Annotated in this window: 23 protein-coding genes and 1 tRNA gene; 14 read left to right on the top strand and 10 right to left on the bottom strand. The window is 62.8% G+C overall.

Annotated elements, in window-relative coordinates; all coding sequences use genetic code 11:
* Nucleotides 1-110 precede the first annotated feature (110 nt).
* The 5 genes from ribH to JQ567_RS01860 all read left to right on the top strand — a co-directional run bounded on the left by ribH (nt 111) and on the right by JQ567_RS01860 (nt 5,210).
* Complete coding sequence (ribH, locus tag JQ567_RS01880; protein WP_212437229.1) at nt 111-602, top strand: 6,7-dimethyl-8-ribityllumazine synthase; 492 nt, start codon at nt 111-113, stop codon at nt 600-602.
* Nucleotides 603-604: 2 nt separating this feature from the next.
* Nucleotides 605-1,102: a transcription antitermination factor NusB gene (nusB, locus tag JQ567_RS01875; protein WP_192733572.1), complete on the top strand. Its 498-nt coding sequence runs from the start codon at nt 605-607 to the stop codon at nt 1,100-1,102.
* A 135-nt stretch (nt 1,103-1,237) separates the two neighbouring features.
* Nucleotides 1,238-2,236 (top strand): thiamine-phosphate kinase, encoded by a 999-nt coding sequence (gene thiL / locus JQ567_RS01870; protein WP_212437228.1) that lies wholly within the window; start codon nt 1,238-1,240, stop codon nt 2,234-2,236.
* 203 nt (nt 2,237-2,439) lie between these two features.
* Nucleotides 2,440-2,649: a cold-shock protein gene (locus JQ567_RS01865; protein WP_192733570.1), complete on the top strand. Its 210-nt coding sequence runs from the start codon at nt 2,440-2,442 to the stop codon at nt 2,647-2,649.
* Between the two features lie 440 nt (nt 2,650-3,089).
* The gene (locus tag JQ567_RS01860; RefSeq protein WP_212437227.1) at nt 3,090-5,210 is read left to right on the top strand and encodes a sodium-translocating pyrophosphatase; all 2,121 of its coding nucleotides are present in this window, start codon (nt 3,090-3,092) and stop codon (nt 5,208-5,210) included.
* A gap of 160 nt (nt 5,211-5,370) precedes the next feature.
* On the opposite strand, the gene JQ567_RS01855 is transcribed toward JQ567_RS01860, so the two are convergent.
* Together JQ567_RS01855 and JQ567_RS01850 are read right to left on the bottom strand one after the other, a co-directional pair.
* A complete protein-coding gene (locus JQ567_RS01855; RefSeq protein ID WP_212437226.1) occupies nt 5,371-6,375 on the bottom strand; it encodes a tripartite tricarboxylate transporter substrate binding protein in 1,005 nt (334 codons plus the stop codon).
* A 112-nt stretch (nt 6,376-6,487) separates the two neighbouring features.
* Nucleotides 6,488-6,973 carry an outer membrane protein assembly factor BamE gene (locus tag JQ567_RS01850; RefSeq protein WP_212437225.1) on the bottom strand — a complete coding sequence of 162 codons (486 nt, stop codon included), beginning with the start codon at nt 6,971-6,973 and terminating at the stop codon, nt 6,488-6,490.
* Between the two features lie 152 nt (nt 6,974-7,125).
* Here JQ567_RS01850 and JQ567_RS01845 point away from each other — a divergent pair, with 152 nt between their 5' ends.
* From JQ567_RS01845 to JQ567_RS01810, 8 genes are all read left to right on the top strand, one after another.
* On the top strand, nt 7,126-7,677 hold the full coding sequence (locus tag JQ567_RS01845; protein ID WP_212437224.1) for a ubiquinol-cytochrome C chaperone family protein: 552 nt from the start codon (nt 7,126-7,128) through the stop codon (nt 7,675-7,677).
* Nucleotides 7,678-7,687: 10 nt separating this feature from the next.
* Nucleotides 7,688-8,275, top strand: coding sequence for a DUF177 domain-containing protein (locus JQ567_RS01840; protein WP_212437223.1), 588 nt, complete (start codon nt 7,688-7,690; stop codon nt 8,273-8,275).
* A gap of 302 nt (nt 8,276-8,577) precedes the next feature.
* A complete protein-coding gene (gene plsX, locus JQ567_RS01835; RefSeq protein WP_212296221.1) occupies nt 8,578-9,639 on the top strand; it encodes a phosphate acyltransferase PlsX in 1,062 nt (353 codons plus the stop codon).
* On the top strand, nt 9,636-10,613 hold the full coding sequence (locus JQ567_RS01830) for a beta-ketoacyl-ACP synthase III (protein ID WP_212437222.1): 978 nt from the start codon (nt 9,636-9,638) through the stop codon (nt 10,611-10,613). Before plsX ends, JQ567_RS01830 begins: the two co-directional genes overlap by 4 nt.
* Before the next feature lie 130 nt (nt 10,614-10,743).
* Nucleotides 10,744-11,073, top strand: a complete 330-nt coding sequence (locus tag JQ567_RS01825; protein ID WP_192734233.1) for an integration host factor subunit alpha — start codon at nt 10,744-10,746, stop codon at nt 11,071-11,073.
* A gap of 111 nt (nt 11,074-11,184) precedes the next feature.
* Nucleotides 11,185-11,754: a MerR family transcriptional regulator gene (locus tag JQ567_RS01820; protein WP_212437221.1), complete on the top strand. Its 570-nt coding sequence runs from the start codon at nt 11,185-11,187 to the stop codon at nt 11,752-11,754.
* A 200-nt stretch (nt 11,755-11,954) separates the two neighbouring features.
* Nucleotides 11,955-12,032, top strand: a tRNA-Pro gene (locus JQ567_RS01815).
* Nucleotides 12,033-12,184: 152 nt separating this feature from the next.
* The gene (locus JQ567_RS01810) at nt 12,185-13,147 is read left to right on the top strand and encodes an ABC transporter substrate-binding protein (protein ID WP_212437220.1); all 963 of its coding nucleotides are present in this window, start codon (nt 12,185-12,187) and stop codon (nt 13,145-13,147) included.
* 212 nt (nt 13,148-13,359) lie between these two features.
* Here the strand turns inward: JQ567_RS01810 and JQ567_RS01805 are convergent, their stop codons facing one another.
* The 5 genes from JQ567_RS01805 to JQ567_RS01785 form a co-directional block, all read right to left on the bottom strand.
* Nucleotides 13,360-13,512, bottom strand: coding sequence for a hypothetical protein (locus JQ567_RS01805; RefSeq protein WP_212437219.1), 153 nt, complete (start codon nt 13,510-13,512; stop codon nt 13,360-13,362).
* 162 nt (nt 13,513-13,674) lie between these two features.
* Nucleotides 13,675-13,830 carry a hypothetical protein gene (locus JQ567_RS01800; RefSeq protein WP_192733559.1) on the bottom strand — a complete coding sequence of 52 codons (156 nt, stop codon included), beginning with the start codon at nt 13,828-13,830 and terminating at the stop codon, nt 13,675-13,677.
* Between the two features lie 223 nt (nt 13,831-14,053).
* Nucleotides 14,054-14,323: a hypothetical protein gene (locus tag JQ567_RS01795; protein WP_212437218.1), complete on the bottom strand. Its 270-nt coding sequence runs from the start codon at nt 14,321-14,323 to the stop codon at nt 14,054-14,056.
* Nucleotides 14,324-14,643: 320 nt separating this feature from the next.
* A complete protein-coding gene (locus JQ567_RS01790) occupies nt 14,644-14,898 on the bottom strand; it encodes a GlsB/YeaQ/YmgE family stress response membrane protein (RefSeq protein ID WP_192733557.1) in 255 nt (84 codons plus the stop codon).
* 245 nt (nt 14,899-15,143) lie between these two features.
* Nucleotides 15,144-15,350 carry a hypothetical protein gene (locus JQ567_RS01785; RefSeq protein ID WP_212437217.1) on the bottom strand — a complete coding sequence of 69 codons (207 nt, stop codon included), beginning with the start codon at nt 15,348-15,350 and terminating at the stop codon, nt 15,144-15,146.
* Between the two features lie 117 nt (nt 15,351-15,467).
* Between JQ567_RS01785 and JQ567_RS01780 the strand changes: the two genes are divergently transcribed.
* Nucleotides 15,468-15,632, top strand: a complete 165-nt coding sequence (locus JQ567_RS01780; RefSeq protein ID WP_212437216.1) for a bacteriocin — start codon at nt 15,468-15,470, stop codon at nt 15,630-15,632.
* A 29-nt stretch (nt 15,633-15,661) separates the two neighbouring features.
* Here JQ567_RS01780 and JQ567_RS01775 read toward each other — a convergent pair whose 3' ends face one another.
* From JQ567_RS01775 to JQ567_RS01765, 3 genes are read right to left on the bottom strand one after another with little or no spacing between them, the layout of a single operon-like run.
* Nucleotides 15,662-16,741 (bottom strand): ABC transporter ATP-binding protein, encoded by a 1,080-nt coding sequence (locus JQ567_RS01775; protein ID WP_212263604.1) that lies wholly within the window; start codon nt 16,739-16,741, stop codon nt 15,662-15,664.
* On the bottom strand, nt 16,738-17,715 hold the full coding sequence (locus tag JQ567_RS01770; protein WP_212437215.1) for an ABC transporter ATP-binding protein: 978 nt from the start codon (nt 17,713-17,715) through the stop codon (nt 16,738-16,740). Before JQ567_RS01770 ends, JQ567_RS01775 begins: the two co-directional genes overlap by 4 nt.
* Complete coding sequence (locus JQ567_RS01765; protein WP_212437214.1) at nt 17,715-19,283, bottom strand: ABC transporter substrate-binding protein; 1,569 nt, start codon at nt 19,281-19,283, stop codon at nt 17,715-17,717. Before JQ567_RS01765 ends, JQ567_RS01770 begins: the two co-directional genes overlap by 1 nt.
* Nucleotides 19,284-19,304 lie beyond the last annotated feature (21 nt).

Below are 19,304 nucleotides of genomic sequence, written 5' to 3'. Positions count from 1 at the left end.
AACAATTGTGTCATACGCGGGCTTGACCCGCGTATCCATCCTCTTAACAGGATGGATTCCTGATAGGATGGATTGCCGGGTCGAGCCCGGCAATGACAAGAAGGTAGATAATGGCAGACGCACGACGCGCCCCCCTGAAGGATCAGACCGATATTGCCGGCGCGCGCGCGCTGATCGTCGAGGCACGCTTCTACGACGACATCCAGGATGCGCTGCTGGAAGGCGCCGTCACCGAACTGAAGGCTGCCGGTGTCACGCATGACGTCGTCACCGTGCCCGGCGCGCTGGAAATCCCCGCCGCGATCGCGATCGCGATCGACGCCGCCGAGAACAACGGAAAGCCCTACGACGCCGCGATCGCGCTCGGCTGCGTGGTGCGGGGCGACACCATTCATTTCGAGATCGTCTCGATGGAATCCTCGCGCGCGCTGATGGACCTTGCGGTGGCCAGAAAGTTCCCGCTTGGCAACGGCATCATTACCGTCAACACCGAGGCGCAGGCCTGGGCGAGGGCGCGCGCCAGCGAACTCAACAAGGGCGGCGACGCCGCACGCGCGGCGCTCGCGATGCTGCGGATCAAACGCCGGCTGGCAAAGGCCTGACGATGGCAGACAGCAAGAAGCCCGCTCCGAAAAGTCCGGACAAGAAAGCCAACCGGCGCGGTGCGGCGCGGCTCGCCGCCGTGCAGGCGCTGTACCAGATGGACATTGGCGGCGCCGGGATCAACGACATCTTCGCCGAGTTCGAGAGCCACTGGCTCGGCAACGAGGTCGAGGGCGACAAATATCTGCCGGCCGAAGCCGCGTTTTTCCGCGACGTCGTCTCGGGCGTGGTGCGGGATCAAGCCAAACTCGATCCCCTGATCGATGATGCGCTGTCGAAGGGCTGGCCCTTGAAGCGGATCGACGCGATTTTGCGCGCGGTGCTGCGGGCAGGGTCTTATGAACTGGAGCATCGCAAGGACGTGCCCGGCCGCGTGGTCGTGTCCGAATATGTCGATGTCGCGCACGCCTTTGTCGAAAAGGACGAGACCGGCATGGTGAATGCGGTGCTCGACCAGATCGCGCGGCAATTCCGCGCCGACGAGTTCGCGCGTGGGTAGCCACACCCTCCGCTGTCATCACCCGCGAAGGCGGGTGATCCAGTACGCCGGGAAAGTAGTGGTTCATCACAGCCGCCGCGGAGTACTGGATCGCCCGGTCAAGCCGGGCGACGACAGCTGTGGGGATGGCGCCTCATGACTAACCGTCACGAGAATGCGTCCGGAGAAGACTCCCTCATCGCGCGCTATTTCAGGCCGATCGCGACCGACCCTGGCGCCTTCAATCTCGACGACGACGCCGCGGCCCTGAAGCCGACCGGCGACGACATCGTGGTGACGACGGACGCCATCGTCGAAGGCGTGCATTTCCTCCCCGACGATCCGCCCGACACGGTTGCGCGCAAGGCGTTGCGGGTGAACCTCTCGGATCTCGCCGCCAAGGGCGCGGTGCCGGCCGGTTTTGTGCTGACGCTGGCGCTCCGCGATACCGACGAAGCCTGGCTCAAACCGTTCGCGGCCGCGCTCGGCGAGGACGCCAAGCATTACGGCTGTCCGCTGCTGGGCGGCGATACGGTGTCGACACCCGGGCCGCTGATGGTCTCGGTCACCGCGTTCGGGCGCGTGCCATCAGGCAAAATGGTTCATCGCAGCGGCGCCAGGCCGGGCGACCGGGTGCTGGTGACCGGCACGATCGGTGATGCCGCGCTCGGGCTTGCCGTGCTCGGCGGCGGAAAGGTCCATGCAGCGGTGAGCGATGCAGCGGCGCGCGATCTGCTGATTGGACGTTATCGCGTACCGCAGCCGCGCGTGGTGCTCGCGGAAATCGTTCGCGACCATGCCGGAGCGGCGATGGACGTGTCCGATGGGCTCGCCGGCGATCTCACCAAGCTGTGCGGCGTGTCCGGTGTTTCCGCTGCGATCGATCTGGAATCGATTCCGCGGTCGGATACCGCGCGCGATTTGCTGTCGCGTGGCATCGTCGGAATCGAAACATTGATCGCCGGTGGCGACGATTACGAAATCCTGTGCACCGTGGCGGAAGACCGCGTCGATGCGTTCGTGCAAGCCGCGCAGGGCGCCGGCGTGGCGGTAAGTTCCATCGGAACCGTGATCGCTGGAAATGGTGCGCCAAAATTCCTCGACGGGCAGGGCGGCGAAATCGTGCTCAAACGGCGCTCTTACAGCCATTTTTGAGCGTCGCAGCGCCGCCTGCGGGCCTTTATTTGCTGCCGGCCATTGCAATTTCCCGGAAAATCTATAGTTGTGCGCGCATTCGATTGCCGCCGTGCCTTTTTGAACGCGCCTGTTAGGGCATCTTCCAGAGACATCGTCGATTGGATTTGAATCCGTGCGATCGCCGTGCGGAATGAAAGCCTACGTGCTTTGGAGAATAGAAAATGGCTACGGGAACTGTGAAGTGGTTCAACGGTCAAAAGGGTTTTGGTTTCATTCAGCCGACCGACGGCAGCAAGGATGTGTTCGTTCACATCAGCGCCGTTGAGCGCGCCGGCCTGACCGGTCTGGCCGAAGGCCAGAAGGTCGAGTTCGAACTCAAGACCGACAAGATGCGGGGCAAGGTAAGCGCAGAGAACCTGTCGCTGGCCTAAGGCCTCGAAACGGTCGTTTCACGGATGTACTGAAATGGATCTCGGGCCCGCTCAATCCCTTTAGAGGATTGGGCGGGCCCATGTGTTTTTAGGTCATGTGTTTTTAGGTCCAGTATTTTTAGTCGCTGTTTTGGGGTTGTTGCACCCCACAGGATCGCTGTCGGCCGACGATTCGAAGGTCCGCCCCGCGGGCGCCTGACAGGCCTCGGATTTTCCGCCGGACGGTCCAGCCGCCAGCCAGGCCTCGGCGCCGGCCGTCGTTCCCGGGGATTCCTTTCAAAAATAGACGGTTTCTGCTCTCCGCGGCGTTGCGCCGGGGAAACGATTTTGGCAAGGTCCCGGCGATTTGAGGCCACCCTTTTGGGCAGGGAAGGCCTCCTTTTTATGCGCCTGCCGCGCTCGCGGTGGGGCGGGGGAAATCAAGGTCTGAGGCAAATTCAATGACAGCATTATGGGTGATTGTGCTCTGCGGAGCGCTCTCGATTGTTTACGCGATCTGGGCGACGGCTTCCGTGATGAAGGCGGACGCCGGCAATCCGCGCATGCAGGAGATCGCAGCCGCGGTGGCCGAAGGTGCGCAGGCCTATCTGAAGCGCCAGTACATGACGATCGGCATGGTCGGCGTCGTGATCTTCGGGTCGCTGGCTTATCTCCTCGGCATGCTGGTTGCGATCGGCTTCCTGATCGGCGCAGTGCTGTCGGGCGCTGCCGGCTTCATCGGCATGAACGTTTCGGTTCGCGCCAACGTGCGCACCGCGCAGGCGGCGACCACCTCGCTGGCCGGCGGACTTGAACTCGCCTTCAAGGCCGGTGCGATCACCGGCATGCTGGTGGCCGGTCTGGCGCTGCTCGGCGTCACCATCTACTTCGCCTATCTGACCCAGATGCTGGGCCTGAAGGCCAACGACCGCGTCGTGGTCGACGCGCTGGTCGCGCTCGGCTTCGGCGCTTCGCTGATCTCGATCTTCGCCCGTCTCGGCGGCGGCATCTTCACCAAGGGTGCAGACGTCGGCGGCGATCTCGTCGGCAAGGTGGAAGCCGGCATTCCCGAGGATGATCCGCGCAACCCGGCCACGATCGCCGACAACGTCGGCGACAACGTCGGTGACTGCGCCGGCATGGCCGCCGACCTGTTCGAGACCTATGCGGTGACCGCGGTCGCCACCATGGTGCTCGCAGCGATCTTCTTCGCGACCTCGCCGCTGCTGGTGAACATGATGACGCTGCCGCTCGCGATCGGCGGCATCTGCATCCTCACCTCGATCGCCGGTACCTTCTTCGTCAAGCTCGGCGCCAGCCAGTCGATCATGGGTGCGCTCTACAAGGGCCTGATTGCGACCGGTGTCCTGTCGCTCGTCGGTGTTGCCGGCGTCATCTACTGGCTGATCGGCTTCGGTCCGCTGGCAGGCGTGAAGTATACCGGCATGGCGCTGTTCCAGTGCGGCGTCGTCGGCCTGGTCGTTACCGGGCTGATCATCGTGATCACCGAATACTACACCGGCACCGACTATCGCCCGGTCAAGTCGATCGCTGCGTCGTCGGTCACCGGTCACGGCACCAACGTGATCCAGGGCCTCGCGATCTCGATGGAGTCCACCGCCGGTCCGGCGCTGGTCATCATTGCCGGCATTCTCGTCACCTACAGCCTTGCCGGCCTGTTCGGCATCGCGATTGCGACCACCACCATGCTGGCGCTGGCCGGCATGATCGTGGCGCTCGACGCCTTCGGCCCGGTCACCGACAACGCCGGCGGCATCGCCGAGATGGCGGGTCTGCCGAAGGAAGTCCGCAAGTCGACCGACGCGCTCGACGCGGTCGGCAACACCACCAAGGCGGTCACCAAGGGCTACGCGATCGGCTCGGCCGGTCTGGGCGCGCTGGTGCTGTTCGCGGCCTACAATGAAGACCTCAAATTCTTCATCGCCAACGCCGCGAAGTATCCGTACTTCCAGGGCGTGCTGCCCGACTTCTCGCTCAACAATCCCTACGTCGTGGTCGGCCTGCTGTTCGGCGGCCTGCTGCCGTATCTGTTCGGCGCGATGGGCATGACCGCGGTGGGCCGTGCGGCCAGCGCGATCGTCGAAGAAGTGCGGCGTCAGTTCCGCGAAAAGCCGGGCATCATGCAGGGCACCGACAAGCCGGATTACGGCCGCGCGGTCGACCTTCTGACCAAGGCGGCGATCAAGGAAATGATCGTTCCGTCGCTGCTGCCGGTGCTGTCGCCGATCTTCGTCTACTTCGTGATCTTCGCAATCGCGGGCGGCGGTGCGGCCGGCAAGTCGGCGGCGTTCTCGGCGGTGGGCGCGATGCTGCTCGGCGTGATCGTGACCGGTCTGTTCGTCGCGATCTCGATGACCTCGGGCGGCGGCGCCTGGGACAACGCCAAGAAGTACATCGAGGACGGCCATTACGGCGGCAAGGGCTCCGACGCGCACAAGGCGGCGGTGACCGGCGACACCGTCGGCGATCCCTACAAGGATACGGCCGGCCCCGCCGTCAACCCGATGATCAAGATCACCAACATCGTGGCGCTGCTGCTGCTGGCGATCCTGGCGCACTGAGCGGCGAGAAGCCCGATCAAACAAAAAAACCCCGCGGTGCGAGCCGCGGGGTTTTTCTTTAGGTGTTCGTAGCCCGGATGAGCGCAAGCGAAATCCGGGACCCCTGACGCGATACCCCGGATGTCGCTTGCGCTCATCCGGGCTACGGGAGTTACCTCCCTCAGCCCGCGTCCATCTGCAGGCCTTCCTGCTTGATGATGGCGCCGAACTTGTCCGTCTCCGCCTGGATGAAGTCGGAAAACTGCTGCGGTGTGCCGTAATCGGTGCGCGCTCCGATCTTGGCCATGTTTTCCTTGATGTCCTCGCGCTCCAGGAACACCTTGATTTCCTTGTTGAGGGCATCGAGGACGGGGGCGGGAGCGGCCTTCGGCAGGAAAATGCCGAACCAGGACGAGACGTCGAACTTGGCGAGCTCCGGTGCGCTCTCGCGCATGGTCGGTATGCTGGGCGCCAGCGCGCTGCGCTCCGTCGTGGTCACCGCCAGCGCGTTGAGCTTGCCATCCTGCACCTGCGGCAGCGTCGGATAGAGATTGTCGAACAAGACCTGGATGTCGCCGGCAAGCGCGGCCTGCAGCGCCGGCCCGGCGCCGCGGAACGGCACATGCACCATCTTCAATTTCGTCAATTGCAGGAACCAGGCGCCGGTGAGGTGAGGGCTCTGCCCGATGCCCGAGGAGCCGTAGGTCAGCTTGTCCGGATTGGCCTTGATGTAGGCAATCAGGTCGCCGATCGACTTGATCGGCACCGAGGGGTGCGCCGAGACGATGTTGGGAATCCGGATCAGGTTGGAGACCGGCTGCAACTGGTCGGCCTTGTAGGTCATATTCCGGAAGATGCTGTAGGCGATGGCGTTGGGGCCGGGATTGCCGACCAGGATGGTGTGCCCGTCGCCCTTGCTGCGTACGGCTTCGGCGGTGCCGATGGTGCCGCCGCCGCCGGAGCGGTTTTCCACCACCGCGGACTGGCCCCACGCCTTCTGCAAATGAGCCGCCAGCAAGCGTCCCATCACGTCCGTGGTGCCGCCCGGCGCGGCCGGCACGATCAGGCGGACGGTTTCGCTGGGCCGCCAGTCGGCGCCCAGGCTGCTGCGCGGCAGAATGGCCGCAGTGGAGAGCGCGGCGGCTCCGGTCAGAATATGGCGGCGGGAAAAAAATCGGCTGGTCACTAGGTCACTCCCTGCGGGGCTGTTATTTTGCAGGCGACCGTAGGCAGCGCGCACGCTCAGGGCAAGCGGGCGACTTGGCGCAGGGCGCTGGAAAGGCCCGCGTTCTCGGGGCTTAGTTAAAGCTGAGCAGCTTGAACAGCGGCGTCAGGTAGCTGAGCTCCTGGCCTGAGGTCGGCGTGGTGCGGCTGATGAAGTCGAAGATCTTGCCGTCCTGCAGCCCGTAATTGGCGAGCCGCTGCACCTGGCGATTCTTGTCGAAATAGATCGCGATCACCCGCTGGTCGACGACCTGCTGGTTCATGAAGGCGACCTTGCGCTCGGAGCGCTGCGAAATGTAGTAGAACACCTCGCCGTTCAGGGTCGCGACCGTGGAGGGCGTGCCCATCACGATCAGCACCTGGTCCTGGCTGGCGCCGATCGGGATTTGTTCGAGCGCGCCGGGGGGCAGGATATAGCCCTTCTGGAATTGCTCGCCGGTGCAGCCGCCGAGCGCGGCGCAGAGCAATGCCACGGCCGCAAAGCCGCGAAAACCGCGCCAGCGCGCGGTCAGGCGGCGCGGCGAGGGCGCGCATGAGCTTGAGTGGCCCGTCTCGGTCATTCCGGAATCGATCCCGTCCCCTTGCATCGCGCGAGGCGTTGACGTACCGGGCAGCACGCAGGATTGCAACATGCGCGGGCGCCCGAAGCTGAAACCCTGAAGGCTGAAACCTTCATGGCGGAAACCTTTGGGGCTCGCATGCGGAACCCACAATGCTTTGGCCGTTCAATCACTTCAGGAAACCCCGGTCCGCCCCGCGCGGCACCATTGAAGCCATCTATGGCATGATCGTGACGCAGGCGCGAGAACCGTTGTTTTATCGGGACTTGGGGGTCCCGGACACGGTTAACGGCCGTTTTGACCTGCTTCTGATGCATTTGTGGCTGGTATTGCGGCGGCTCAAATCGGTCCAGGCGGGCAACGGCCTGTCGCAGGCGCTGTTCGACCATTTTTGCAATGATATGGACGATAATCTGCGCGAACTGGGCGTCAGCGACCTCAAAGTGCCGAAAAAGATGCAGGCCTTCGGCGAGGCCTTCTATGGCCGCACCGCGGCCTATGATCTGGCGCTGACCGAGGGCCGCGAGGCCCTGGCGCAGGCGCTGTGCAAGAACGTCCTCAACGGTGAGAACATCGAAAAGGCGCGCCAGCTCGCAGCCTATGCCGAGGCTGTCATGGCGGCGCTCGACCGGCAGGACGAGGCGGCGCTGGCCGGCGGCACTTTCAAGTTTCCTTCGCCGGAGCAAGCCGGCGCACAAGCATGAGCAAACGGCGATGACCAAGAGTGCCATGATCGAGAAGCCGGACCCGTGGCGCGTTCCCGTCGCGGTGGAGAAAATCCCGGACACGGGTCTGCATCGCGACCTCGAGGCCGATCAGGCCACGCGTGTTGCGGTGGCGGATATGGGAAGCCTGCGCGAGGTGCTTATGCTGCAGGCCTCGTTCGATGTGACGCCCAAAAGCGGCGGCCGCTTTCAAGTCGAGGGGCGCGTGCGGGCCCGGATCGGGCAGACCTGCGTGGTGACGCTGGAGGAGATGGAGAGCGATATCGACGAGCCGATCGATCTGATCTTCGCGCCGCCGGACCAGATTCCGCAGATGGCCGCGCTGGTCGACGAGGCAGAAGAGAGCGACGAGGACACGCCCGATCCGCCGGAGCCGATCGACAACGGCGTCATCGATCTCGGCCGGCTTGCGACGGACGCGCTGTATCTCGCGGTCGATCCTTATCCGCGCAAACCGGACGCGGTTTTTGAACCGTTGGTCGAAGCCCCTGATCCCGAGGATCACCCATTTGCGGCGCTCAAGGCCCTAAAGGTCACGCCAAAAAAGTCGGGCGCGAAGAAGCCCAAAGACAAGTAACCGACACTTAAAGTGGCCGGTGAAGCAGGATTTCACTTGATGTGGCTGTGATGCCTCATCAGAAATCTTGCATAAGATGCTGAATTTGCTAATATTACGCTGTATTCCCGATTGCGGGCGGTGCTGGGTCCCATTCCCCAAAGACCGTGGTCAAGAGGTTGTGTCAGAACGGGGACACGCTATTGTCGCGGCCCGGCGGGGGCGATAGCGATGCGCTCCGCCGAGCACCGCTATCGGCGGATGCTTTCAGCGCGCGGCCGGGCTCTAACAGGGCTGCAAGAGATCAGGTTTCCGGGACGTTCATGCCTCAAAAGGTTCGAATCGCGCTTGACGCCATGGGTGGCGATGTCGGCGCATCGGTCGTCATTCCCGGCGCTGCAAGGGCATTGGCCCGGCATCCCGATATCGAGTTTCTGCTGTACGGCGACAGCGCGCTGATCGAGGCGGAGCTCGCCAAACATCCGGCCATGAAGAAGGCGTCGCGTGTGACTCATACCGACGTTACCGTCAGCATGCACGATAAGCCGAGCCAGGCCCTGCGCCGCGGCCGCAAGAAGTCGTCGATGTGGTTTGCGATCGACGCTGTGAAGGAAGGCAAGGCCGACGTCGCGGTGTCTGCCGGCAATACCGGCGCGCTGATGGCGATGGCGCGCTTTCATTTGCACACCATGCCGGGGATCGATCGGCCGGCCATTGCCGGCGTGTGGCCGACGATGCGCGGCGATTCCGTCGTGCTCGACCTTGGCGCCAGCATCGGCGGCGACCATCATCATCTGGTGGCGCTGGCGGTGATGGGCGGCGCGATGGCGAGCGTGCTGTTCGGCAAGCCGCGCCCGACCGTCGGCCTGCTCAATATCGGGACCGAGGAAGTGAAGGGCGGCGAGGAAATCCGCGCCGCCTCCGAACAGCTGCGTGCGATGAACTTGCCGGAGCTGGACTATATCGGCTTCGTCGAGGGCGACGGGATCGGCAAGGGCGCCGCCGACGTGATCGTGACCGAAGGCTTTTCCGGCAACATCGCGCTGAAGGCCGCCGAGGGAACCGCGCGCCAGATGTCGGAGTTCCTGCGCAGCGCCATGGCGTCGAGCTGGCGGTCCCGTATCGGCTATTTGTTCGCCCGCAACGCCTTCACGGCCCTGCGGCACAAGCTCGACCCCAACAAATCCAACGGCGGCGTGCTGCTCGGCCTCAAGGGCGTGGTGGTCAAAAGCCATGGTGGAACCAACGCCGAAGGCTTTGCTTACGCGGTCGATGTTGGCTATGAGATGGTCCGCTGCGATCTCCTCACCAAGATCAATCAGATGCTTAATCGCGACGGCAGTGCGCTGGCTCAAGCGCAAACCGCGCAGGAGGCTGTCTCGTGACTGCTAAACGTTCGGTCGTGCTAGGCTGCGGCTCCTATCTGCCGCGGAAGGTCCTGACCAATGCCGAACTGGCGGGCCGGATCGATACTTCGGACGAGTGGATCGTGCAGCGCACCGGTATCCGGCAGCGCCACATCGCCGCAGACGGCGAATTCACCTCGCACCTGGCGATCAACGCCGCGCGCGCCGCCCTTGATCATGCCGGCATCGACGCGCAGCAAATCGATCTGATCGTGCTGGCGACCTCGACGCCGGACAACACCTTTCCGGCGACCGCGGTCGCGGTCCAGCACGCGTTGGGCATCAATCATGGCGTCGCCTTCGACCTGCAGGCGGTCTGCTCCGGCTTCGTCTTTGCGCTGGCGACCGCCGACAATTTCCTGCGCTCCGGCTCGCACAAGCGGGCGCTGGTGATCGGTGCGGAGACGTTCTCGCGCATTCTCGACTGGAGCGACCGCGGTACCTGCGTGCTGTTCGGCGACGGCGCCGGCGCCGTCGTGCTCGAGGCCCAGGACCAGCCCGGCAAGCCGACCGACCGTGGTATACTGACGACGCATCTGCGTTCCGACGGACGGCATAAGTCAAAGCTATTTGTCGATGGCGGGCCGTCCTCGACCCAGACCGTCGGCTACCTCCGCATGGAGGGCCGCGAAGTCTTCAAGCACGCGGTCGGCATGATCACCGATGTGATCGTCGATGCGTTCAACGCCACCGGGGCTTCCGCCGAGGAGATCGACTGGTTCGTCCCGCATCAGGCCAACAAGCGAATCATCGATGCTTCAGCGCATAAGCTGCATATTGCGCCGCAGAAGGTGGTTCTGACCGTCGATCTGCACGGCAATACGTCGGCGGCGTCGATCCCGCTGGCGCTCAACGTCGCGGTCAAGGACGGACGCGTCAAGAAGGGCGATCTGGTGCTGCTGGAAGCGATGGGTGGCGGCTTCACCTGGGGTTCCGCGCTCGTCCGCTGGTGAGGTATAAGTAAAATACCGGGCAAATTGGTTGCGCCCTTTCATGCGTGTGCATGATGGTCGCTGTTGACCATTGCGTGCTAACCTCATAATTTCAGGGAATAAATTGTTCGCCGAGAGTGCGGGGCAGGCGATGACCGGGACCGGAAAAACAGTCACACGCGTTGATTTGTGCGAGGCAGTCTACCAGAAGGTGGGCTTGTCGCGAACGGAGTCGTCTGCGTTCGTCGAACTCGTTTTGAAAGAGATCACCGATTGTCTTGAGAAGGGCGAGACGGTGAAGCTGTCGTCGTTCGGCTCGTTCATGGTGCGCAAGAAGGGTCAACGGATCGGACGTAACCCGAAGACCGGCACCGAAGTACCGATCTCTCCGCGACGCGTGATGGTGTTCAAGCCGTCGGCCATTCTCAAGCAGCGCATCAATGGTCACGCGGTGACGAACGGCGACGCCAAGGACGATTGAAGCGTTTGTGAGTGAAGCCGATACCGGTTCGCGTCAACAAAACGCGTGAAGATAGTCAGGTTAAGCGTTTAGAGTTTCTCTTCATTCTCTTGAGCTGAGAGGAGCGAGCATTTGGACAAGGCGCCGGATGCGTTCCGTACCATCAGCGAGGTCGCGGACGATCTCGACATTCCCCAGCACGTGTTGCGATTTTGGGAAACGCGATTCACCCAGATCAAGCCGATGAAACGAAGCGGCGGGCGGCGCTATTACCGCCCCGACGACGTCGACCTGCTCAAGGGCATCCGCCGCCTGCTGTACGGCGAGGGCTACACCATCCGCGGCGTGCAGCGGATCCTGAAAGAACACGGCATCAAATCGGTGCAGGGTCTGAGCGACCAGAACTCCGCCGTCTCGTTCGGCGCGGTCGAGGAGGCGATCGGCCTCAGCCTGCAGGAGCCGGAAGAGGGCGCAGGCACGCTCGCCGGATCCGATGACGATGATTACGAGGGAGAAGCCACGGAAATCGACTACCGCTTCGTCGATACCGATGAGGACGGTATCCTCGCCCCCTTTGGCAAGGGCAAGTCGGCTGCCGTGCCTAGCCCGGTAGGCGGCCCCGACCGCGAACGCCTCGAACGCGTGCTGCAGGACCTGGTGGCCTGCCGGCAATTGCTGGATAACGCGCTGAAGGACGGCTGAGGGCAGGGCCGGAACCGACGCCAGAGCGTTGTCGAGCGAAAGCCCGTCATGCCCTTGATGCGGGATGGACTCCGGTTCGCGTGAAGAAAACGCGTCAAAATAAGAGCCCAGGCGGGTGGTTTCGGGGCCGATTTCAGCCCGTTTGCGGATCGGATCGCGCGCCTTGCGCAGGGCGCCGATCGCAGCTAATGGAACGGCATCGGAGCGTGGCGCAGCCCGGTTAGCGCACTAGTCTGGGAGACTAGGGGTCGGAGGTTCAAATCCTCTCGCTCCGACCATTAAAGCCCCCAACATGGAGCTTTTTTGCTACCTGAAACCACCGGAGAGCTCCCAACCCCTCTGTGGGTGGTATGATTTTGTAGGCACCAAGAATTTATTTCTCTTTGGCGTATCTGGGCTAGTCTGATCCATCAACGTGGAGCGCAGGCTCATGCGTCGACCGATTGCCCGCCGCCGAATGCTGACGGCTTGTCTTGGTCTCTTAGTGGCCGGAGCGGCGAAGGCGGATCGTTCGCGGCAGTGGCGCGTGGCCTACGTCGGCTCTGGCAGAACCACAGTAGCCGTACCGATCTTAAGGGAAGCGCTTCGGCAGCTGGGCTATGAAGAGGGTAAAAACCTCATCCTCGATGTCCGCGCCGCGAATGGGCACTACGCCATTTTACCTGATCTCCTCAAAGAGGTGGTTGGCCTAAGGCCAGATGTCATCGTTGCAGAGGCCACACCAGCCGTCGCGGCCGCACAGAAGGCGACGTCGACTATTCCGATTGTGATGTCCCCGGCGAGCGATCCAGTTGGCTCCGGATTCGTCGAGAGCTTTGCTCGGCCGGGCGGAAACATCACTGGCGTGGCAAACATGTTCGGCGATGCCACGACGAAGACGCTGGACATAATCCGCCTGGTTCTTCCGAACATAAAAATGATCGGAGTCTTGATCTCGAATAATCCAACCCATCCGCGCCTGTTGGAGGTCGCCAAACAGGCCGCCACCTCAATGGCCATTTTCGCGGAAGGCTTTGTCGCGCCAAATCCTGACGACCTTGAAAGGGCATTTGCGGAAATGAAGTCCGCTAACTGCGACGCTGTGTATGTTCTGGCGGACCCGGTGCGTCCGGCCATTCCTAGTATAGCCCTGAAATCCGGATTGCCGACCATTTATCAGGTGAACACCTACGTGACGGATGGCGGCCTGATGAGTTACGGCCCTGATGTCCCAGGTTTTTTCAGTTTAGCCGCCCGATACGTCGACCGTATTCTCAAGGGCGGGAAGCCAGCCGAGATACCCGTCGAGCAGCCCACAAAATTTCTGTTCGTCGTGAACCTCCGCACAGCCAAAGGGCTTGGATTGACCATTCCGGAGTCGGTGCTGCTCATGGCGGACAAGGTGATCGAGTAGCGGATTAATCAATATGAGGCCGCTCGGGCCGAGGCGGAATGCGGAAGTAACATCTGTGCATACGCGGACTTGGCAATGTCTGGACTGCATCACCTAAACAGCCCATGTCCGGTCCGGGTGATTCGCGTCGACTTGAGCCGCCGATGACTTCCGATTTCGGTGTTGGGCTTATTCTTACGGCCGGTCCACGGATGAGGGCCGCGTCCTCCGCCTCACTCGTCGTTGAAGGCAAGAAGCGGAACGTCCACGTCGAACACCAATTCGAGCACCAATGCGACCGCGCAAACGACCACGGCCAGTTCGACGATCACAAAAGTGAAAATCGTGGTCAGTCCGACGACTGCGTTCTTGCGTCCGTTGATCATGATCCCTTCCTTAAGAAATCATTTAGCATCTGGCTATTCGGCGTGGGCGATGATGTGATTTTAACGTAAACGGGGAACCGGCGCGCGGTCTCGGATAAGAGGGCATGGCCTGCGCCGAGGTTCTGAAAAGCGTCAGAGGCTGCCGGGTCAGAAGGCCGAATCTCAGCCCGACTTGTTCATCTTCTTCACTTTTGCGTCGGTGGCTTCGATCGATGCCGCCAATTCCAGGATCGCCTTTGCCAGAAGGTCTGCGGCTTCCTTGGCGTCCTGACAGCGTTCGGCGCGCAGCGCATAATTCTTGGCTGATGATAGTGACATTGGTGGCGGCCTTCCCACGGAAAAACCCACCGGGTTGAGGCGGTGGGTTTCCCTACGCGTTTACGTCTCGCGGGGGCTGGGAGCCGTCCGCGATTGCCCGAACCATAGCGCGCGCTGGTTAATGAATTTTCTGGCCGCTAAGGCCCGCCAGCCGATGAAGAATCCCAGCGCATGGCCCTGGTCGATTTGTCTTGATCCGGCAACGCCGGTGAGCCCGCTGCTGCTAAAGAAATTCGCGCAGCCGCACCAGCTCGGCGACGTGCTCGGCGGACAGGATCTCGGGGATCATTGGCGGCTGCGGCGCTGTCAGAATCTCGTACAGGTGCCGGGTCGATTCAGGCTTGGCCATGAATTCCCTCATGCACTCATCGAGCGTGCCCTCGAACACCATATAGGGGCCGGAGCTGTCGAGGCGGCGGGCGTTGTGGAGCGACGGCCATTTGCGGATGACGGCAGGAACATGAAAACTCACTGGTACTTCGGCACCATCCATTCGTCGTCGAGCTCCTGGTCACAGGAAAACGGCCCCCAGCCGCAAGATGATGGGCATCCCACCACGCAGCTCATAATCCGCTACGTCGCCGTTGGTTCCAGGCCGATGCCCCGAAATTTTTGTCGCCGCGTCGGTTGGGAACAAATTATGGCCGGGGAGCTTAGTCGGGCACGCCCGGACGCGAACCAGCCCCGTCGCGTTCGGCAAAAGGCGGCCTCAGCTCTCCCCCCGTGCTGGGGCCGCCTCTTTCAACCGCGTCGCCGCGGCGCACGAGATCGCGCCGCATCGTTGCGAACGGCCGAAGCTGGTTCTTGAACGGACTACTTCTTGAAGAAGCCGACAATGATCAGGAGGATCACCGCGCCAATGACGGCGTTGACGATCGCGGCCAGATAGCCCCCGACCAGGACAAACCCGATCATCGGCAACAGCCAGCCGGCGATCACGGCGCCGACGATGCCGACCACGATGTTGCCGACCAGGCCGAGGCCATAGCCCTTGACGATCTGCCCGGCCAGCCAGCCTGCGATCGCGCCGATGATCAGCCAGACGATGAGAGATTCAATCACGACCATCCTCCCCATTGCTGAGCGCCGCGGTATCCCGCGGTCGCTGCCCTCGAAGCCGACACGTTCAGGAAGCAAGACGCTTAGGAAGCAAGACGCTTTGGAAGCAACACGGTTTGGGAGCCGGGCCGCTTGGCATTGCGCCAGCGCTGCCGTTCGCCGTTGATCGATCTCAGGTAGTATTACGATCCGCCCTCGTTGCCTTGTCAACCAGCAGCTGGCTCCGGTTCGGTCAATCGCACCGCAACAACTTCTTACCGAATGTTCTCGGCGATGGATTTGAGCGTCTCGTTCTGCGCTTTGAAAATATTGCTCAGGACTTCAAACCAGGACGTGCCGCCAATCACCGCGTCCAGTTCGGTCGCGCAAAGTTCGGCGGTCGCGGCGGCCCGTCGGTCGACGCTCGGCTGTTTCTGAAATGCGGTCATGATGCGCTCCGGTTGCTGGATGATGCCAACCATCCTGACCCCGGTGAAAGGTTAGTGACTGTGATGGATGTCACAGCGACGGAGACGGCCGGGCGGCTAAATCCCCTTCATCAGCAATGATCCGATCTCGATCGAAAGGGAGCCGTCACCATGAGCACCATCATCAATCGCGCCGAATCATCTGAGCGGGACCGTCAGACCGACACGCTGTCTGATCGCGAACTCGCCAATGTCAGCGGCGGTAAGGGCAAACCCACGCCCAGCCCGTTCGTGTTTATCAAGCATTACGACAAGGCAAGCCCCGTCCTGGCCTGAATTCCGAACCTGCCCGCCATGGATTGCCGTCAGGCCGGCGTTCGCGCGTGCTTGGCCGCCTCAAAGGCGGCCAGCCGTTCGGCGAACTTTCCGTTCGCAGCACCGGCGCGCGCGACGATGACAGGGGCCTGGATCGTCTCGAAGAAATGACAGGCGACGCGATGGCCGGGCGCGGCCTCGCGCAGCTTCGGCTCCTCGGCCGAGCAGCGCGGCTGGGCGTGCAGGCAGCGGGTATGGAAGCGGCAGCCGGACGGCGGGTTGAACGGGCTCGGCACGTCGCCCTGCAGCATGACGCGTTTGGTGCGCAGGCTCGGGTCGGGCTTCGGGATCGCTGACAGCAGCGCGTGGGTATAGGGGTGCAGCGGCTTTGCGTAGATCGTCTTCTTGTCCGCGATCTCGACCAGCTTGCCGAGATACATCACCGCGACGCGATCGCTGATGTGTTTTACGACCGCCAGATCATGGGCGATGAATAGATAGGAGAGACCAAAACGCTGCTGCAAGTTCTGCAGCAGGTTGACGATCTGCGCCTGGATCGAGACGTCGAGCGCCGATACCGGCTCGTCGCAGATGATCAGATCGGGATTGACGGCCAGCGCCCGCGCGATCCCGATGCGCTGGCGTTGCCCGCCGGAAAATTGATGCGGATAGCGCCGTGCATGTTCGGGCAGCAGGCCGACGATATCGAGGAGTTCGCTCACCCGCGTCTCGCGCGAGGCGGGATCGCCGATGTCATGCACCCGCAGCGGTTCGGCCAGGATCTCGCCCACGGTCATGCGCGGATTGAGCGAGGCGTAGGGGTCCTGGAAGATGATCTGCATGTGCCGGCGCAGCCGCCGCAGTTCATCCTTGCCGAGATTGGCGATTTCCTCGCCCTTGAAGCGGACCGAGCCCGCCGTCGGGTCCATCAGGCGCAGCACCAGGCGTCCGGTCGTCGACTTGCCGCAGCCGGACTCGCCGACCAGCGCCAGCGTCTCGCCGCGGCCGATCTCGAAGCTGACGTCCTCGACGGCGCGCACAAGGCCCACTTGTCTGCGCAGGATGATGCCGCGGCTGAGCTGAAAATGCTTCACCAGGCCATCGACCTGCAGCACCGGGACCGCGCTCATGACGCCACCTCGACCGGGGCCTTCCAGCAGGCGACCAGGTGACCCGGCGCGAGTTCGCGCAGCGGCGGCGGCGCCTCGCGGCAGCGCCGGTCGGCGAACGGGCAGCGCGGCGCGAAGCGGCAGCCCTTTGGCTGGTTGTTGGGGCTCGGCACCGTGCCTTCGATGGTGGCGAGTCTGATACGGTCGACGTCGAGGCGCGGGATCGAGCCGAGCAGACCGATCGTGTAGGGGTGCTGCGGATCGGCAAACAGATCGGCGACATCAGCGCTTTCGACGATCTGTCCGGCGTACATCACCAGCACCTGGTCGGCGACCTCGGCGATCACGCCGAGATCGTGGGTGATGATCAGGATCGCCATGCCGAGCCGGCGCTGCAATTCGCCAAGCAGATCGAGGATCTGGGCCTGGATGGTGACGTCGAGCGCGGTGGTCGGCTCGTCGGCGATCAGAAGCGCCGGCTCGCAGGACAGCGCCATCGCGATCATGACGCGCTGGCGCATGCCGCCCGACAAATGGTGTGGAAAGTCGTCGATGCGCTGCTTCGCCGAGGGTATTCGCACCAGTTCGAGCATCTCGATGGCGCGCGCTTTGGCAGCCTGCGGCGACAGCTGGGTATGGGCGAGTATAGCTTCGACGATCTGCTGGCCGATGGTGTGCACCGGGTTCAGCGAGGTCATCGGCTCCTGGAAGATCATCGACATCTTGCCGCCGCGCAGCCGGCGGCGCTCGTCGGCCGACAGTTTCAGCACGTCGCGATTGCCGAACAAAACGGCCTCGGCCTCGACCTTGCCCGGGCTCGCCACCAGGCCCATCACCGAGAGCGACGTCACGCTCTTGCCGCAACCGGATTCGCCGACCAGACCGACGGTACGGCCGCGCGGTACGCTGAAGCTGATGCCGTCGACCGCGCGAAACAGGCCGCGGTCGGTGGCAAAATGGGTCTTCAGGCCGCGGACCTCGAGCAGGTTTTCCATCAGAACGAGTAATCCAGGCCTTTGTAGAACGTGTTCTGGTAGAGCATGTGCGGCCGCACGCCCTTCAGTTTCTTCTGGCTCGTCGTGTACATCGCGATGTTCATCACCGGCATCCACAGATGCTCCTCGGTGACCCGCTGCTGGGCCAACGCGTAATATTTGGTGCGATCGGCGTCGGTCAGCGACGCGCGGCCCATCTTCAGATACTCGTCGGTCTTGGGGTCGTTCCAGTTCATCCGGTTCGGCGCCGGCATGTTCTTCGAATCGAAGTAGAAGTTCAGGAGGTCGCCTGCCGATATGTAGGGGAACGTCACCGTCCACAATTCGTAGTCCTGCTTGGCCATCTCGGCCGGCGCGATCGTGGAGTCGAAGCCGACGATCTTCCAGTCGATGCCGATCTTGCGCATGTAGCCCTGGATCGCCTCGGAGACGCGGCCGAAATAGGCGACCTGCGTGAACAGCACCTTCGGCGCGAGCTTGACGCCGTCCTTCTCGCGGATGCCGTCGGCGCCGACCTTCCAGCCGGCTTCGTCCAGCAGCTTTTTGGCGCGTTCGACGTCCTCCTTGATGATGCCCTTGGTGGACGCGGCGAAGTCGAGCGCCTTGTCGTCGATGAAGGTGTAGGCCGGTTCGGCATTGCCGAGCATGATGCCCTTGACGATGTCGGCGCGGTTGATCGCGATGTTCATCGCCTCGCGCACCCGCTTGTCGGCCACCATCGGCCGCGTGGTCTTGTAGCCGTAATACATCAGCTGGAAGTTCGGCTGCGCCTCCTGCACGTTGAGGGTGGGCGCGGCCTTGACCTGCTGGATGAACTGCAGCGGGATTTGGTGGCTGACGTCGAATTGTCCGCCCAGCATCGCGGCGACGCGGCTGGAATCCTCCGGCACGATCTTGATGCTGAGTTTTTCGAATTTCACCGGGCCCTTGTTCTGGTACATCGACGGGCCCCATTTGTAGGCGTCGTGGCGCTTGAGCACGATTTCGGTGCGCGGCTGCCAGTTCTCGAAGCACCACGGCCCGGTGCCGTCGATCGCCTTGATGCCGTAATCCTTGCCGAGCGCCTCGACGCTCTCCTGGTTGTGGATCGCGGTGGTAAACATCGTGAGCTGGAGCAGGAGGTCGGCGAACGGCTCGTTCAGTTCGTATTCGACAGTGTAGGGATCGGGCGCGCGCAACTCCTTGATGTTGCCGGCGCGCCAGGCCAGCGGCGCTTTCAACTCAGTGCTGGTCAGGCGCTTGAAGGAATAGATCACGTCGGCGGCGGTGAATTTCTTGCCGCTGCAGAATTGCACGTCATCGCGCAGCTTGAACACGTAGGTCTTGCCATCCTCGCTGATCGTCCACGACTTGGCGAGATAGGGGATCGGCGTCTTGCCGTCCCAGTCCATCGCGACCAGCGTATCCTGAATCATGTTGACGATGTCGGAGGAGGGCGACCAGGTGGTGCGCTGGCCGTCATAATGCGGCGCGTCGAGCGACTTCATCATCTTCAGGGTCTGCGCCTCCAGCGGAGACGCTCCCGCCAGTCCGAGCAGCACCGCAGCCGTCGTGAACAATCCGCGCATCGTTTGCTCCTTGTTGTTACT

It is taken from the genome of Bradyrhizobium sp. AUGA SZCCT0431 (assembly GCF_018131065.1).
In the GTDB taxonomy this organism is placed as follows: Bacteria; Pseudomonadota; Alphaproteobacteria; order Rhizobiales; family Xanthobacteraceae; genus Bradyrhizobium.
This window is presented reverse-complemented; position numbering and strand designations above follow the sequence as displayed.

Coding starts and splice junctions, on each gene's coding strand:
- JQ567_RS01770 (WP_212437215.1), bottom strand. CDS start 17,715: ATGGAAAACCTGCTCGAGGTCCGCGGCCTGAAGACCCATTTTGCCACC.
- nusB (WP_192733572.1), top strand. CDS start 605: ATGGCAGACAGCAAGAAGCCCGCTCCGAAAAGTCCGGACAAGAAAGCC.
- JQ567_RS01825 (WP_192734233.1), top strand. CDS start 10,744: ATGACCGGGACCGGAAAAACAGTCACACGCGTTGATTTGTGCGAGGCA.
- JQ567_RS01860 (WP_212437227.1), top strand. CDS start 3,090: ATGACAGCATTATGGGTGATTGTGCTCTGCGGAGCGCTCTCGATTGTT.
- thiL (WP_212437228.1), top strand. CDS start 1,238: ATGACTAACCGTCACGAGAATGCGTCCGGAGAAGACTCCCTCATCGCG.
- JQ567_RS01790 (WP_192733557.1), bottom strand. CDS start 14,898: ATGGTCGTGATTGAATCTCTCATCGTCTGGCTGATCATCGGCGCGATC.
- JQ567_RS01765 (WP_212437214.1), bottom strand. CDS start 19,283: ATGCGCGGATTGTTCACGACGGCTGCGGTGCTGCTCGGACTGGCGGGA.
- JQ567_RS01840 (WP_212437223.1), top strand. CDS start 7,688: ATGACCAAGAGTGCCATGATCGAGAAGCCGGACCCGTGGCGCGTTCCC.
- JQ567_RS01800 (WP_192733559.1), bottom strand. CDS start 13,830: ATGTCACTATCATCAGCCAAGAATTATGCGCTGCGCGCCGAACGCTGT.
- JQ567_RS01780 (WP_212437216.1), top strand. CDS start 15,468: ATGAGCACCATCATCAATCGCGCCGAATCATCTGAGCGGGACCGTCAG.
- plsX (WP_212296221.1), top strand. CDS start 8,578: ATGCCTCAAAAGGTTCGAATCGCGCTTGACGCCATGGGTGGCGATGTC.
- JQ567_RS01850 (WP_212437225.1), bottom strand. CDS start 6,973: ATGACCGAGACGGGCCACTCAAGCTCATGCGCGCCCTCGCCGCGCCGC.
- JQ567_RS01810 (WP_212437220.1), top strand. CDS start 12,185: ATGCGTCGACCGATTGCCCGCCGCCGAATGCTGACGGCTTGTCTTGGT.
- JQ567_RS01795 (WP_212437218.1), bottom strand. CDS start 14,323: ATGGATGGTGCCGAAGTACCAGTGAGTTTTCATGTTCCTGCCGTCATC.
- JQ567_RS01865 (WP_192733570.1), top strand. CDS start 2,440: ATGGCTACGGGAACTGTGAAGTGGTTCAACGGTCAAAAGGGTTTTGGT.
- JQ567_RS01805 (WP_212437219.1), bottom strand. CDS start 13,512: ATGATCAACGGACGCAAGAACGCAGTCGTCGGACTGACCACGATTTTC.
- ribH (WP_212437229.1), top strand. CDS start 111: ATGGCAGACGCACGACGCGCCCCCCTGAAGGATCAGACCGATATTGCC.
- JQ567_RS01845 (WP_212437224.1), top strand. CDS start 7,126: ATGCTTTGGCCGTTCAATCACTTCAGGAAACCCCGGTCCGCCCCGCGC.
- JQ567_RS01775 (WP_212263604.1), bottom strand. CDS start 16,741: ATGAGCGCGGTCCCGGTGCTGCAGGTCGATGGCCTGGTGAAGCATTTT.
- JQ567_RS01785 (WP_212437217.1), bottom strand. CDS start 15,350: ATGGTTGGCATCATCCAGCAACCGGAGCGCATCATGACCGCATTTCAG.